Source organism: Thalassiella azotivora (assembly GCF_054781695.1).
In genome coordinates this window covers 15,256-29,874 of record NZ_BAAGTX010000036.1, presented here as the reverse complement: position 1 = coordinate 29,874, position 14,619 = coordinate 15,256, and the positions used below count along the sequence as shown (strand labels likewise).

General features: G+C 72.9%; 14 protein-coding genes and 1 pseudogene. All 15 read right to left on the bottom strand.

Annotated elements, in window-relative coordinates:
• A pseudogene (locus tag ACYVQV_RS18360) lies at positions 1 to 465 on the bottom strand (NADH-quinone oxidoreductase subunit L); the annotation flags it as partial.
• A gap of 13 nt (positions 466 to 478) precedes the next feature.
• Positions 479 to 778, bottom strand: coding sequence for an NADH-quinone oxidoreductase subunit NuoK (gene nuoK / locus ACYVQV_RS18355; RefSeq protein ID WP_461024765.1), 300 nt, complete (start codon positions 776 to 778; stop codon positions 479 to 481).
• The gene (locus ACYVQV_RS18350; protein WP_461024764.1) at positions 775 to 1,800 is read right to left on the bottom strand and encodes an NADH-quinone oxidoreductase subunit J; all 1,026 of its coding nucleotides are present in this window, start codon (positions 1,798 to 1,800) and stop codon (positions 775 to 777) included. The genes nuoK and ACYVQV_RS18350 overlap by 4 nt, the downstream gene beginning before the upstream one ends.
• Positions 1,797 to 2,486, bottom strand: coding sequence for an NADH-quinone oxidoreductase subunit NuoI (gene nuoI, locus ACYVQV_RS18345; protein WP_461024763.1), 690 nt, complete (start codon positions 2,484 to 2,486; stop codon positions 1,797 to 1,799). Before nuoI ends, ACYVQV_RS18350 begins: the two co-directional genes overlap by 4 nt.
• The gene (gene nuoH / locus ACYVQV_RS18340; RefSeq protein ID WP_461024762.1) at positions 2,479 to 3,921 is read right to left on the bottom strand and encodes an NADH-quinone oxidoreductase subunit NuoH; all 1,443 of its coding nucleotides are present in this window, start codon (positions 3,919 to 3,921) and stop codon (positions 2,479 to 2,481) included. The genes nuoI and nuoH overlap by 8 nt, the downstream gene beginning before the upstream one ends.
• A complete protein-coding gene (locus ACYVQV_RS18335; protein ID WP_461024761.1) occupies positions 3,918 to 6,560 on the bottom strand; it encodes an NADH-quinone oxidoreductase subunit G in 2,643 nt (880 codons plus the stop codon). The genes nuoH and ACYVQV_RS18335 overlap by 4 nt, the downstream gene beginning before the upstream one ends.
• Complete coding sequence (gene nuoF, locus ACYVQV_RS18330) at positions 6,557 to 7,864, bottom strand: NADH-quinone oxidoreductase subunit NuoF (protein ID WP_461024760.1); 1,308 nt, start codon at positions 7,862 to 7,864, stop codon at positions 6,557 to 6,559. Before nuoF ends, ACYVQV_RS18335 begins: the two co-directional genes overlap by 4 nt.
• A 2-nt stretch (positions 7,865 to 7,866) precedes the next feature.
• Positions 7,867 to 8,745 (bottom strand): NADH-quinone oxidoreductase subunit NuoE, encoded by an 879-nt coding sequence (nuoE, locus tag ACYVQV_RS18325; RefSeq protein WP_461024759.1) that lies wholly within the window; start codon positions 8,743 to 8,745, stop codon positions 7,867 to 7,869.
• Positions 8,745 to 10,115: an NADH-quinone oxidoreductase subunit D gene (locus ACYVQV_RS18320; protein WP_461024758.1), complete on the bottom strand. Its 1,371-nt coding sequence runs from the start codon at positions 10,113 to 10,115 to the stop codon at positions 8,745 to 8,747. Before ACYVQV_RS18320 ends, nuoE begins: the two co-directional genes overlap by 1 nt.
• The gene (locus ACYVQV_RS18315; protein ID WP_461024767.1) at positions 10,112 to 10,795 is read right to left on the bottom strand and encodes an NADH-quinone oxidoreductase subunit C; all 684 of its coding nucleotides are present in this window, start codon (positions 10,793 to 10,795) and stop codon (positions 10,112 to 10,114) included. Before ACYVQV_RS18315 ends, ACYVQV_RS18320 begins: the two co-directional genes overlap by 4 nt.
• Positions 10,796 to 10,872: 77 nt before the next feature.
• Positions 10,873 to 11,427, bottom strand: coding sequence for a NuoB/complex I 20 kDa subunit family protein (locus ACYVQV_RS18310; protein WP_461024757.1), 555 nt, complete (start codon positions 11,425 to 11,427; stop codon positions 10,873 to 10,875).
• Positions 11,428 to 11,503: 76 nt separating this feature from the next.
• A complete protein-coding gene (locus ACYVQV_RS18305) occupies positions 11,504 to 11,866 on the bottom strand; it encodes an NADH-quinone oxidoreductase subunit A (RefSeq protein WP_461024756.1) in 363 nt (120 codons plus the stop codon).
• 112 nt (positions 11,867 to 11,978) lie between these two features.
• A complete protein-coding gene (locus tag ACYVQV_RS18300) occupies positions 11,979 to 13,241 on the bottom strand; it encodes a geranylgeranyl reductase family protein (RefSeq protein ID WP_461024766.1) in 1,263 nt (420 codons plus the stop codon).
• A 324-nt stretch (positions 13,242 to 13,565) separates the two neighbouring features.
• On the bottom strand, positions 13,566 to 13,739 hold the full coding sequence (locus tag ACYVQV_RS18295; protein ID WP_461024755.1) for a CsbD family protein: 174 nt from the start codon (positions 13,737 to 13,739) through the stop codon (positions 13,566 to 13,568).
• A 169-nt stretch (positions 13,740 to 13,908) separates the two neighbouring features.
• Positions 13,909 to 14,601, bottom strand: a complete 693-nt coding sequence (locus tag ACYVQV_RS18290; protein WP_461024754.1) for a demethylmenaquinone methyltransferase — start codon at positions 14,599 to 14,601, stop codon at positions 13,909 to 13,911.
• Positions 14,602 to 14,619 lie beyond the last annotated feature (18 nt).

Sequence of the window (14,619 nt, the reverse complement as noted above, 5' to 3'; positions counted from 1 at the left end):
CAGGACCAGCAGCAGCATCGAGGCGACGAAGAGGTTCAGGTAGGCGAAGAAGCGGCGCCGGTCGGGGTCGTTCTCCATGTAGGCCACGGAGTAGACGTGGATGAGCGACCCGACGAACGTCACGAGCAGGACGAACGTCAGCGACAGCGGGTCGAGCCGCAGGCCGGCGTCGACGCTGAACGACCCGGCCGGCACCCAGGAGAACAGGTGCAGGTCGCGGGCGCGCTCCTCGGCGGGCGAGGAGAGCAGCGACGCGAACACCGCGGCACCGAGCGCGAACGCCGCCCAGCTCATCACCACGCCGAGCCAGTGGCCCCAGCGGTCGGTGCGGCGCCCACCGAGCAGCAGCACGAAGGCCCCGAGCAGGGGGAGCGCGACGAGCAGCCAGGCGCTGGTCTGGACGGCACCGCTGGCCGCCTGGACGGACGCCGCGTGGGCGGCGTCGCCCTGGACGAGGAAGTTCACCGGTCGGGCCCCTTCAGTACTTCAGCAGGTTGGCGTCGTCGACCGAGGCCGACCTGCGGGTGCGGAAGATCGAGACGATGATCGCCAGTCCGATGACGACCTCGGCCGCCGCGACCACCATGACGAAGAACGCGATCACCTGGCCCGACAGGCTGCCGTTCGTCCGGGCGAAGGTCACGAACAGCAGGTTGGAGGCGTTGAGCATCAGCTCGATGCCGAGGAAGGCGATGATGGCGTTGCGGCGCACCAGCACCGTGGTCGCGCCGATGGTGAACAGGATGATGGCGAGCACCACGTAGTGGTCGATGGTCATCGGTCGTCGCCCTCCTCGTCAGCGGACCCCGCCCGCGCTCGCGCCTCGCGCGCGGCGACCTCCTCGACGGGGCGGTTCGTGCCGTCCACGCGCTCGTCGTCCGGCCCCTGGGTGCCCGTGACCCCCCGGTCCACCCGGTCGCCGACGTCGTCCTGGCCCTTGGGGGCGTCGCCCTCGATGTCGGCGCTGATCTCGCGGACGGCGGAGCCGAGGCCGGAGGTGCCTCGGTCCTGCCCGCGGGCGCGCAGCACGCGGCTGACGGACAGCTCGCTCGGCGTGCCGTCGGGCAGCAGCGCCGGGACGTCGACCGCGTTGTGCCGGGCGAACACGCCGGGCGCGGGGAGGCCGGCGACGTTGCGGTTCTCGCGGACCCTGCGCGCGGCCAGCTCCTTCTGGGTGACCTTGGCGACGAGCCGTTCACGGTGGGTCAGCATGATGGCGCCGAGTGCGGCCGTGATGAGCAGCGCGCCGGTCAGCTCGAACGCGATGACGTAGTCGCTGAACAGGATCCGAGCCACCCCGACCGGGTTGCCGTCGCTGTTGGCCTGCTCGAGCCCGACGGGCTCACGCAGGTCCAGGCCGGTCAGCCCCAGCCAGCTGCCCCCGAGCCACTTCGTCAGGCCCGTCACGAGCGAGACGCCCAGCACCAGCAGCCCACCGCCGGCGAGCACCGCGAGGACCCGCTGGCCCTTGACCGTCTCGACGAGCGAGTCGGACGTGTCGACGCCGACGAGCATGAGCACGAAGAGGAACAGCATCATGACCGCGCCGGTGTAGACGACGATCTGCGCGGCGAAGAGGAACTGCGCGTCCTGGGCCGCGTACATGACGGCGAGGCAGACCATCACGAACGCCACCGAGATGGCCGCGTGCACGGCCTTGCGGGCGAACAGCAGGCCGAGCGCGGCCAGGACCATCAGCGGTGCGGTGACCCAGAACAGGACGGCCTCACCGCCCCCGAGGCTGTTGTCGGGCGGGATCGGCGCCTGGCCGACCAGGCCGACCAGAGCGGTCGGGTTCACCGTCGCGGTCCTTCCGTCGGGGTGGTCGTCGTGCCACCGGCGCGCGCGGGCGCGGCGGCCGCACCCGCCCCGGCGTCGTCGAGCGTGGAGTCGTCGGGCCGGTGCTCGCGCACCCAGGCGACCTGCTCGTCGACGGCGCCGGTGACCTGACCGCGGTAGTACGCGGTGTCGTCCGTGCCCGGGACCATCGGGTGGGGTGCGGCGAGCATGCCCGGCAGCATCGGGCCGAGCAGGTCCTGCTTCTCGTAGATCAGCCCGGCGCGCGACGGCCCGGCCAGCTCGTACTCGTTCGTCATCGTCAGGGCCCGGGTGGGGCACGCCTCGATGCACAGCCCGCAGAAGATGCAGCGCAGGTAGTTGATCTGGTAGACGCGCCCGTACCGCTCACCGGGCGAGAATCGGGCGTCCTCGGTGTTGTCGGCGCCCTCGACGTAGATGGCGTCCGCCGGGCAGGCCCACGCGCACAGCTCGCAGCCGATGCACTTCTCCAGCCCGTCCGGGTGCCGGTTGAGCTGGTGCCGGCCGTGGTACCGCGGCTGGGTGGGGACCTTGACCTCGGGGTACTCCTCGGTCTGGACCTTCGTGAACATCGTCCGGAACGAGACGCCGAACCCGGCGACCGGTGCGAACAGGTCGGACAGGAAGCCTCCCTGGCTCTCCTGCGACCGCTTGCGCTCGTCAGCCACGCTGGTCCTCCCCGGTGGTGTCGCTGCCGTCGCCCGTCGCGGGCCCGGCGTCGTTCGTGGCGTCGTTCGTCGACCCGTCGGTGGAGCCGCTGGTGATGCCCTGGGCCGAGGCGTCCCCGGCGGCGGCGCCGACCGTGACCCGGGAGCGGGTGCGGCGCGACACCGGCATCGTCTGCCCCGGCAGCGGCGGGACCGGGTAGCCGCCCGCGAACGGGTCGAACTCCTGCGGCTCGGCGGCTTGGTCGTCGTCCTCGCGCGGCTTGGGCCAGAAGAGCACCATCGCGAGGAACACCACCGCGAGCCCGGCGAGCGCCCACAGCACCTGGGTGCGGTCGACGTCGGTGAAGCGCTGCACGCCCTGCAGCACGGAGACCGCGACGATCCAGACCAGCGCGGACGGGATGAGGACCTTCCACCCGAAGCGCATGAACTGGTCGTAGCGCAGCCGGGGCAGCGAGCCGCGCAGCCAGATGAAGATGAACATGAACACCCACACCTTGGCGGTGAACCACAGCAGCGGCCACCAACCGGTGTTGAGCACCCCGTCGCCGACCGCGGACAGCGGCCACGGCGCCTGCCAGCCGCCGAGGAAGAGCGTGGTGGCCAGCGCGGAGACGGTCACCATGTTCACGTACTCGGCGAGGAAGAACATCGCGAACTTCATCGAGGAGTACTCGGTGTGGAACCCGCCGACGAGCTCGCCCTCCGCCTCGGGCAGGTCGAAGGGCAGCCGGTTCGTCTCGCCGACCATCGCGATGACGTAGATGACGAACGCGGGGAACAGCGTGACGCCCCACCACAGGCTCGACTGGCTGCTGACGATCTGGCTGGTCGACATGGAGCCGGCGACGATGAAGACGCTGACCAGCGACATGCCCATCGCCAGCTCGTAGGAGATGACCTGGGCTGTGGACCGGACCCCGCCGAGGAGCGGGTAGGTCGACCCGGACGCCCACCCGGCGAGCACCAGGCCGTACACGCCGATGCTGGTGACGGCGAGGATGTACAGCACGGCGACCGGCAGGTCCGTCAGCTGCAGCGGCGTGACGATGTCGGTGAACGGGATCCGCGCCTCCGGCCCGAGGGGGATCACCGCGAACGACAGGAACGCGGGGATCGCCGCGATGATCGGCGCCAGGAGGAACACGAACGTGTCCGCGCCGCGGGGGAAGATCTCCTCCTTGAGGGCCAGCTTCACCCCGTCGGCGAAGCTCTGCAGGATGCCGAACGGCCCGGCGCGGTTGGGCCCGGGGCGGTTCTGCATCCGCCCGATGATGCGTCGCTCCGCCCAGATGGCGATGACGACGTTGAGCACCAGGAAGGCGAAGATCCCGACGGCCTTGCCGAGGACGACCCAGCCGTTGTCCTGGCTGAAGTCGGCGGTCGGCACGTACCGCTGCTGCACGATGCCGAGACCGGTGGCGAGCTGGCTCACCGCGCGCTCCCCTCGGTGGTCGGGTCGGTGTTCTGCCGCGTGGACTGCTGGTCGAGCGCGGGGTCGGTCGCACCGGCTGCCGCGACGCCGTCCGGTGCCGCGCCCCGCGCGAGCCGGACGAGGTCACCCGGCACGGCGTTCAGCGCCGCCCGCACCCCGGGGCCCACGGAGTGGGTCGGGACCCAGACGACCCCGTCGGGGACGTCGGTGACGACGACGGGCAGCGTCAGCGCGCCGGTGCCCGTGGAGACCTGCAGCGGCTCCCCGTCGGCGACGCCGACGGCGGCCGCGGTGGCGGCGGACAGCCGGGCGTGCGGACGGTGCGCCGTGCCGGCCAGGTACGGCTCGCCGTCCTGGAGGCGGCCGCCGTCCAGCAGCAGGTGCCAGCTCGCGAGCACCGCCTCGCCCGCACCGGGCGACGGCGGCTCGACCGGCTGGGTCCGGGGGGCGTCGACGCGGGTCCCCGTCCACGGCCCGAGCTCGGCGAGCTCGGCACGGACCCCGGGGACGTCACGGGCACCGAGGTCGACGTCCATCTGGTCGGCCACCGCCCACAGCACCCGGAGGTCCGACATGGCGTGCGAGGCCAGGGCCTGCTCGAAGACGCGCCAGCGACCCTCCCAGTCCAGGAAGGCGCCCCGCTTCTCCGGCACGGGGGCCACCGGCAGGACGACGTCCGCGACCTCCGTCACGGCGCTGCGGCGCACCTCGAGGCTCACCACGAACGGCACCCGCTCCAGGGCGGCGGTCATCGCCGCCGGGTCGCCGACGTCGATCGGGTCGACGCCGCCGACGACGAGACCCGCGAGCAGCCCCTGCGCCGCGGCGGCGACGATCGCGTCGCCGTCGCGTCCCGGGGTCTCGGGCAGGCCGTCGGCGCCCCAGGCGGCGGCGACGTCGACGCGGGCCTCCGCGTCGGCGACGGGACGCCCGCCGGGCAGCAGCGAGGGCAGCGCGCCGGCCTCGACGGCACCGCGCTCCCCCGCCCGTCGCGGGACCCACGCCAGGCGGGCGCCGGTGGTCTCGGCGACGGCCAGCGCGGCGCTGAGCGCGCCGGGCACGGTCGCGGCGCGCTCGCCGACCAGGACGACGGCCCCGGGACGGCGCAGCGCGTCGGCCGTCTCGGCCACCTCCACGTGCCCGTCCGCCACGGCCCGCAGCACCTCGGCCTCGGTGCCCGGCGCGGCGCTGACCAGCCGGCCGGACAGCTTGGTGAGGCCGCGGGTCGAGAACGGCGCGACGGAGTGGACCGCGAGCCGGTTCTTCCGGACGGCCTTGCGCAGCCGCAGGAAGACGATCGGGGACTCCTCCTCGGGCTCGAACGCCACGAGCAGGACGGCGGGCGCGGCCTCGAGGTCGGCGTACGTCACGGAGTCGGTGACGCCGCGGCCGGCGACGTGGGCACCGAGGAAGCGCTCCTCCTCGGCGGACAGCGGCCGGGACCGGAAGTCCACGTCGTTGGTGCGCAGCGCCAGGCGCGCGAACTTCGCGTAGGCGTAGGCGTCCTCCACCGTGGCCCGGCCGCCGACGAGCACGCCGACGCCCTGGGCGTCCTGGGTGGCGGTCCCGGGCACGCGCAGGGCGCCGTCCCGGGCGGCGACGAGGCCGCGGGCCGCGACCTCCAGGGCCTCCGGCCAGCTCGCGGGGACCAGGTCCCCGCTGGCCTCGTCCCGCACCATCGGGGTGGTGAGGCGGTCGGGGGCGGTGGCCCAGGTGAACGCGAAGCGGCCCTTGTCGCAGGTCCACTCCTCGTTCACCGCCGGGTCGTCACCGGCGAGCCGGCGCAGGACGGTGCCCCGGCGGTGGTCGACGCGGACCGCGCACCCGGACGCGCAGTGCTCGCACACCCCGGGCGTCGACACGAGGTCGAACGGCCGGGAGCGGAAGCGGTACGCCGCGCTGGTCAGGGCCCCCACGGGGCAGATCTGGATCGTGTTGCCGGAGAAGTAGCTCGCGAACGGCTCACCCGACTCGTCGAGCAGGGCGTCACCCTGGGTGTGGATGCCCAGGACCCCCGGGGAGAACGTGCCGATCTGCTGCTGCGCGCCGCGCTGCTGCAGGTCGATGAACGGGTCGCCCGCGATCTCCTTGGAGAACCGGGTGCACCGCTGGCACAGGATGCAGCGCTCGCGGTCGAGCAGCACCTGCGTGGAGATCTTGATCGGCTTGGGGAAGGTGCGCTTGACGTCGACGAACCGGCTGGTGGCGCGGCCGTTGCTCATCGCCTGGTTCTGCAGCGGGCACTCGCCGCCCTTGTCGCAGACCGGGCAGTCGAGCGGGTGGTTGATGAGCAGGAACTCCATCTGGCCGTGCTGGGCCTTGTTCGCCACCGGCGACGTGCGCTGCGTCTTCACCTCCATCCCGGCGGTCAGCTCGATCGCGCAGGACGGCTGGGGCTTCGGCATCGGCCGCAGCGACCCGTCGGGCCCGGGGGTGGCCACCTCGACGAGGCACTGCCGGCAGGCCCCGACGGGGTCCAGCAGCGGGTGGTCGCAGAACCGCGGGATCTGGATGCCGATCTGCTCGGCCGCCCGGATCACGAGGGTGCCCTTGGGCACGCTGACCTCGATGCCGTCGATGGTCGCGGTGACCAGCTCGGGCTCCGAGCGCGTGGCGGGCGTGTCGGACGTCGTGGTCATCGGGCGTCAGCTCCGGCGAAGACGGTGGAGGCGACGGGGTCGAACGGGCAGCGCCCGGACCGGACGTGCTCGACGAACTCGTCGCGGAAGTACTGGATGGACGAGGTGACCGGCGAGGTCGCCCCGTCCCCGAGGGCGCAGAACGAGCGCCCGAGCAGGTTGTCGCAGGCGTCGAGCAGGACGTCGAGGTCCTCCTCGGTCCCCTGGCCCGCCTCGAGCCGCCGCAGCACCTGCTTCATCCAGAAGGTGCCCTCGCGGCACGGGGTGCACTTGCCGCAGGACTCGTGCGCGTAGAACTCGGTCCAGCGCAGCGTCGCGCGGACGACGCAGGTGGTCTCGTCGAAGACCTGCAGGGCCCGGGTGCCGAGCATCGACCCCGCGGCGCCGACGGACTCGAAGTCCAGCGGGACGTCGAGGTGCTCGGCGGTGAAGATCGGTGTGGACGACCCGCCGGGCGTCCAGAACTTCAGCTCGTGGCCCTCGCGGATCCCGCCGGCCATGTCGAGCAGCTCGCGCAGGGTGATCCCCAGCGGCGCCTCGTACTGGCCGGGGCGGGTGACGTGCCCGGACAGGGAGAAGATGCCGAAGCCGGCGGACTTCTCGGTCCCCATGGCGGAGAACCAGTCCGGGCCGTTGAGGACGATCGACGGCACGCTGGCGACGGACTCGACGTTGTTCACCACGGTCGGCCGGGCGTACAGGCCGGCGACGGCGGGGAACGGGGGCTTGAGCCGGGGCTGGCCGCGGCGGCCCTCGAGGGAGTCCAGCAGCGCCGTCTCCTCACCGCAGATGTACGCCCCCGCCCCGGCGTGGACGGTGACGTCGAGGTCGAACCCGGTGCCCAGGACGTCCTTGCCGAGGTACCCGGCCGCGTAGGCCTCCTCGACAGCGCGCATCAGACGGCGGTACACGTGCACGACCTCGCCGCGCAGGTAGATGAACGCGTGGTTGCAGCCGATCGCGTAGGACGTGATGGCGACACCCTCGACCAGCAGGTGGGGGGCCGCCAGCATCATCGGGATGTCCTTGCACGTGCCCGGCTCGGACTCGTCGGCGTTGACGACGAGGTAGCGCGGACCGCCGTCCGGCGGCGGCAGGAAGCCCCACTTCATCCCGGTGGGGAAGCCGGCGCCGCCGCGGCCGCGCAGCCCGGAGTCCTTCACGGCCTGGACGAGGTCGCCCGGCTCGGTCGTCAGCGCCTGGCGCAGCGCCCGGTAGCCGTCGTACCGCTCGTAGGTCTCGAGCGTCCACGAGGTGGGCTCGTCCCAGAAGCGGGTCAGGACCGGGGTCAGCGGGTCGGTCATCGTCAGGACTCCTTGCCGTTCTTCGCGCCGTCACCGGGGCTGTGCGTCGGCGTCTCGCCCGACGCGTCGTCCCCGGTGCCCTCCGTCGCCTCGGCACTCGGCTTGCCGGCGACCGTACCCGCGCGCTCGCCCTCACCCGCGGGTACGGACGGCGCGTCGTGCGCGCTGGTGCGCTCGCGGGTGCCCTCGCCGGAGCCCGCGGGCGCGTGGGACGCACCGGAGGTGCCCGCCGACGGGGCGGTCCAGCCGCGCTCGCGCGCCAGCCGCAGGCCCTCGACGCTCGCGGGGCCGGCGCCCACGCCCTCGTCGGCGCGGCCGTCGGGGAAGCCCGCGAGCACGCGCGAGACCTCCTTGAAGGAGCACACCTTGGCCGCGCCGCGCGTCGGGGCGACGTCCTCGCCGGCGCGCAGCCGGTCGGTCAGCTCCCGGGCGGTGGCGGGGGTCTGGTTGTCGAAGAACTCCCAGTTCACCATCACCACGGGCGCGAAGTCGCAGGCCGCGTTGCACTCCACGCGCTCGAGCGTGATCCGACCGTCCTCGGTCGTCTCGTCGTGCCCGACGCCGAGGTGCTCGGACAGCGCGTCGTAGATGGCGTCCCCGCCCATGACAGCGCACAGGGTGTTGGTGCAGACCCCGACGGTGTACTCGCCGTTGGGGTGGCGCTTGTACTGGGTGTAGAAGGTCGCGACCGCCGAGACCTCCGCGGCGGTGAGGTCGAGCAGCTCGGCGCACAGGGCGATGCCGTCGGGGCTGACGTACCCCTCCTCGCTCTGCACCAGGTGCAGCATCGGCAGGAGGGCCGAGCGCCGCTGGGGGTAGCGGGCGATGATCTGCTGCGCGTCGGCGGTCAGCCGCTCGCGCGTGGCCGGGTCGAACGCCATCAGCGGTCCACCCCTCCCATCACGGGGTCGATGGAGGCGACCGCGACGATGACGTCGGCGACCTGGGCGCCCTCGCACATCGCGGCCATCGCCTGCAGGTTGTTGAAGGACGGGTCGCGGAAGTGCGCCCGGTACGGCCGCGTCCCGCCGTCGCTGACCAGGTGCACGCCGAGCTCGCCCCGGGCGGACTCGACCGCCTGGTAGACCTGCCCGGCCGGCACGCGGAAGCCCTCGGTGACCAGCTTGAAGTGGTGGATCAGGGCCTCCATCGAGGTGCCCATGATCTGGCGGATGTGGTCCAGGGAGTTGCCCATGCCGTCGCCGCCGAGCGCCAGCTGCGCGGGCCAGGCGACCTTCTTGTCGGCCACCATCACCGGGCCGGGCTCCATCCGCTGCAGGCGGTCCACGCACTGCTCGACGATCCGCAGCGACTCGTACATCTCGGCGACGCGGATGCGCAGCCGGCCGTAGGCGTCGCAGGTGTCCCACGTGGGGACGTCGAAGTCGTAGGTCTCGTAGCCGCAGTACGGCTGCGCCTTGCGGACGTCGTAGGGCAGCCCCGTGGAGCGCAGGATCGGGCCGGTGACGCCGAGCGCCGTGCACGCGGTGAGGTCGAGGTGGCCGACGCCGACCATCCGCGCCTTGATGATGGGGTTCTCGTTGGCCAGCTTCTCCAGGTCGCGGATCCCCTCCGCGATCACCGGGACGGCGTCGCGGACGCTGTCCAGCGCGCCGGGCGGGATGTCCTGCGCCAGGCCGCCGGGACGCACGTACGCGTGGTTCATCCGCAGGCCGGTGATCATCTCCAGCAGCTTGAGCACGTGCTCGCGGGTGCCGAAGCCGTTGGTCATGATCGTGGTGGCGCCCATCTCCATGCCGCCGGTGGCGAGGAAGACCAGGTGCGAGGAGATCCGCTGCAGCTCCATCACCATGACGCGGATGGTCTGCGCGCGCTCGGGGACGTCGTCGGCGATGCCGAGCAGCCGCTCCACGCCGAGGCTGTACGCCGTCTCGTTGATGAGCGGGATCAGGTAGTCCATCCGGGTGCAGAACGTGACGCCCTGCGTCCAGGTGCGGAACTCCATGTTCTTCTCGATGCCGGTGTGCAGGTAGCCGATACCGCACCGGGCCTCGGTGACCGTCTCGCCCTCGATCTCCAGGATCAGGCGGAGCACCCCGTGGGTGGAGGGGTGCTGCGGGCCCATGTTGACGACGATGCGCTCCTCGCGCAGCGCCGACGCCTCCTCGGCGATCGACTGCCAGTCGCCGCCCTCGGCGGAGTACACCCGGCCCTCCACCGGGCCGGCCGCGTACGGGTCGCCGCCGGTCACCTCGCCGACGGTGGGCTCGGCGCTCGTCTGCTCGCTCATCGGTACGACCTCCGCGTGTCGGGCGGCGGCACCTGCGCGCCCTTGTACTCGACCGGGATGCCGCCGAGCGGGTAGTCCTTGCGCTGGGGGTGCCCCGGCCAGTCGTCCGGCATCTGGATGCGGGTCAGCGACGGGTGCCCGTCGAAGACGATGCCGAAGAAGTCCCAGGTCTCGCGCTCGTGCCAGTCGTTCGCCGGGTACACCTCGACGATCGAGGGGATGTGCGGGTCGGCGTCGGGGCAGGCCACCTCGACCCGGAGCCGCCGGTTGTGCGTGATCGACAGGAACGGGTAGACGGCGTGCAGCTCGCGGCCGGCGTCCGCCGGGTAGTGCACGCCGGAGACGCCCATGCACATCTCGAACCGCAGGTCCTCGTCGTCGCGCAGCACGCGGGCGACCTCGAGCAGGTGCTCGCGGCGGACGTACAGCGTCAGCTCGCCGCGGTCGACCACGACCTTCTCCACCGCCGCGTCCCAGCCGGTCCCGGACGCGCCGAGCACCTCGGTGAGGACGTCGGCGGCGTCGTCGAACCACCCGCCGTACGGGCGCGACGAGGCACCCGGCATCGCGACGGTGCGCACCAGCCCGCCGTAACCGGAGGTGTCCCCCGGCCCGGAGACCCCGAACATGCCCTCGCGGACGGCGACGACGTCGGCCGCCGGGCCGCCGGTCGCGGGCAGGTTCTGCGCCCCCGCCTCGAGCGCGGCCTCCGTGGACGACTTCGCCGGGTCCTCGGGACCGGCCCCCGTGCCCTCGCTCACGCCAGCAGCCCCTTCATCTGGGAGGTCGGCAGGGCCGACAGCGCGGCCTCCTCGACGGCCTGGACGACGCGCTCGCGGTTCACGCCCAGGGGGGTGTCGCGGATCTGCTGGTGCAGCTCGAGGATCGCGTTCATCAGCATCTCGGGGCGCGGCGGGCAGCCGGGCAGGTAGACGTCGACCGGCACGACGTGGTCGACGCCCTGGACGATCGCGTAGTTGTTGAACATGCCGCCGGACGAGGCGCACACGCCCATCGCGATGACCCACTTCGGCTCGGCCATCTGGTCGTAGATCTGGCGCAGCACCGGCGCCATCTTCTGGCTGACGCGACCGGCCACGATCATCAGGTCCGCCTGGCGCGGGGTGGCGCTGAACCGCTCCATCCCGAACCGGGCGATGTCGTACTTGGGGCCGCCGACGGCCATCATCTCGATGGCGCAGCAGGCCAGCCCGAACGTCGCCGGCCACACCGACGCCGACCGGGCGAGCCCGACGGCCTTCTCGACGGTGCTCAGCAGGAAACCTGCCGGCAGCTTCTCCTCGATGCCCATCAGCCGATCCTCTCCACCACGACCGCGTCCCCGGCCCGTGCGCGCGGGCCCGTCCCCACCGGGTGCTCCCCCTCGGTCAGTCCCACTCGAAACCACCCCGCCGCCACTCGTAGACGAAGGGCACCGTGATGAGGAACAGGAAGCCCATCATCGCCACCAGGCCGAACATGGCCAGCTCGTCGAACGCGACCGCCCACGGGTAGAGGAAGACCACCTCGATGTCGAAGATGATGAAGGTCATCGCGACCAGGTAGTACTTCACCGGGAAGCGCCCGCCGCCCTCGGCGTGCGGCGTCGGCTGGATCCCGCACTCGTACGCCTCGAGCTTGGCGCGGTTGTAGCGCTTGGGTCCGGCGATGTGCGTGGCGACCATCGAGAAGGCGACGAAACCGGCGGAGATCGCCAGCATCACCAGGATCGGCACGTAGGGGTTCGTCATGACCGCAGCTCTTCCCTCTCGGGGGTCGGGTACGCCTGTCGGGACACCCACCGGGGCGCCGCCATCCTAGGGGTGGGCCGCGCCGCTCCCCCGGTAAGCCGAGCCTTACCCGTCATGCCGCCGGCGCGATCTTCGTCAGGCCGTTGACGAGCCGGTCGAGGGCGTCGCCGCCGCGCGGGTCGGTGAGGTTGGCCAGCAGCTTCAGGGTGAACTTCATCAGCAGCGGCCGCGGCAGGCCGTAGCGCGTCGCGGCCTTCATCACCTGCGGGTGGCCGATGAGGTTCACGAAGACGCGGCCGAGCGCGTAGTAGCCGCCGAGCGCGTCCTTCATCACCTGGGGGTAGGCCTGCAGCGCCTGCTCGCGGGCCGCGGGGGTGGGACGCGAGAGCGCCTGCACGACGACGTCGGAGGCCAGCCGCGCCGACTCCATCGCGTAGGCGATGCCCTCGCCGTTGAACGGGTTCACCATGCCGCCGGCGTCGCCGAGGAGCAGCACCCCGCGCGAGTAGTGCGGCTGGCGGTTGAAGCCCATCGGCAGCGCCGCGCCGCGGATCTCGCCGACCTGGTTCTCGTCGGTGTAGCCCCACTCGGCGGGCATCGTCGACACCCAGCGACGCAGCAGGTCCTTGTAGTCGACCTTGCCGAAGGCGTCGGAGGAGTTCAGGATCCCGAGGCCGACGTTCGACGTGCCGTCGCCGACGCCGAACACCCAGCCGTACCCGGGCAGCAGGTTCGAGCGCCCAGGCTGGCCGTCCCACAGCTCGAGCCAGCTCTCCAGCCAGTCGTCGTCGTGCCGCGGGCTGCGGAAGTACGTCCGGACGGCGACGCCCATCGGGCGGTCGTCGCGCTTGTGGATGCCGAGCGAGAGCGCCAGGCGGGCGGACACGCCGTCCGCGGCGAGCACGACCGGGGCCCGGAAGACCTGGTCGCCGCCCGTGCGCCGGCCGCGGTCGTCGACCGGGCGGGCGGTGACCCCCACCACGTGCCCCGTCGCGTCGTCCAGGACGGGCCCGGTGACATTCATCCGCTCGAGCATCCGCGCGCCCGACTTCTGCGCGTGCCGGGCCAGCGTCTCGTCGAAGTCCAGGCGCGGGCGCACGAGGCCGTAGTCGGGGAAGCTCGCGAGCTCCGGCCAGGGCAGCTCGAGCCGCATCCCGCCGCCGATGATCCGCAGCCCCTGGTTGCGGATCCACCCGTCCTCCTCGCGGGTGGGGACGCCCATCGAGACGAGCTCGCGCACGGCGCGGGGGGTCAGCCCGTCGCCGCACACCTTCTCCCGGGGGAACGACGTCTTCTCCAGGACCAGGACGTCGACACCGGCCCTGGCCAGGTAGTGCGCGGCCGTCGCGCCGGCCGGGCCGCCGCCGACGACGATGACGTCGGCGTCGTGGTCCCCGGAGCCGGGCGTCCCGTCCGCGGGTACGGCGGGGCGAGCCGAGGGCTCGGGGCTGGCGGGGCTGGTCACTGGACCTCGCTAGGGACGTGCGTCGGGACCGGCGTCCGGGGTGCCGGGGCCGGCGGGCCGGGGGTGCTTGTGAACGGGTTCACGAACGGCGGGGAGTCTACGCCTGCCCGAACGGGTGACGCACCCCACCCCGCAGCGCGTCCCTGCGCCCCGGGGACGCCGCGACCCCGCTCCGGGGACGCCGGTGCGGGGTCGGGGTGGCTGCGGCGCGGGCCTGCGCCCCGCCGGCCGCCGTCAGTGCTTGAAGGCGTCCTTGACCTTCTCGCCGGCCTGCTTGAGGTCCGACTTGGCCTGGTCCCCCTTGCCCTGCGCCTCGAGCTCCTCGTCGTCCGTGGCGCTGCCGACGGCCTCCTTGGCCTTGCCCTGCCACTTCTCGGCGGTGTTGTCCATCTTGTCGTCGGTACCCATGCGCGCTCCCGAGGTCGTCCCTGGGCCGCCCGCCCGGGTGGGCGGTGGTCCTGGTCGCGTCGCGACCTGCCGCCAGCACACCACGCGCGCCAGGCCGCCGCACCCGGGGAGGAGGGGGCCGGAGGGTCAGGGCCGGTCGGGTCGGGGCCGGAGGGTCAGGGCCGGAGGGTCAGGGCCGGGCGGCGCGGTGCAGCGTCACGATGCCGCCGGTGAGGTTGCGGTAGGCGACCTGCCCCCAGCCGGCCGCCCGCACCCTGGCGGCGAGCCCCTCCTGGTCGGGCCAGGCTCGGATCGACTCCGCCAGGTAGACGTAGGCGTCGGGGTTGGAGCTGACCGCGCGCGCCACCGCGGGCAGAGCCCGCATCAGGTACTCCGAGTACACGGTCCGCCAGGGCGCCCACGTGGGGTGGGAGAACTCGCAGACCAGGAGCCGGCCACCGGGCCGGGTGACCCGCAGCATCTCGGCGAGCGCGGCCTCGTGGTCGACGACGTTGCGCAGCCCGAACGAGATGGTGACGGCGTCGAAGGCCGCGTCAGCGAAGGGGAGCCGGGTGCCGTCGCCGGCGACGAGGGGCAGGTCGGGCCGGCGGCGCCGCCCCACCCGCAGCATGCCCAGGGAAAAGTCGCAGCCCACGGCCCGCGCGCCGGCGTCGGCGAACGGCTCCGTCGAGGTGGCGGTCCCGGCGGCCAGGTCGAGCACGCGCTCGCCGGGGCGCACCGCCAGCGCCTCGACGACGGCCCTGCGCCACAGCCGGTCCTGGCCGAGCGACAGCACGTCGTTGGTGACGTCGTAGCGCTCGGCGACCTCGTCGAACATCGACGCCACGTCACGCGGGTCCTTGCCCAGGTCGGCTCTGCTCACCCGCGCATCGTCGCAGAG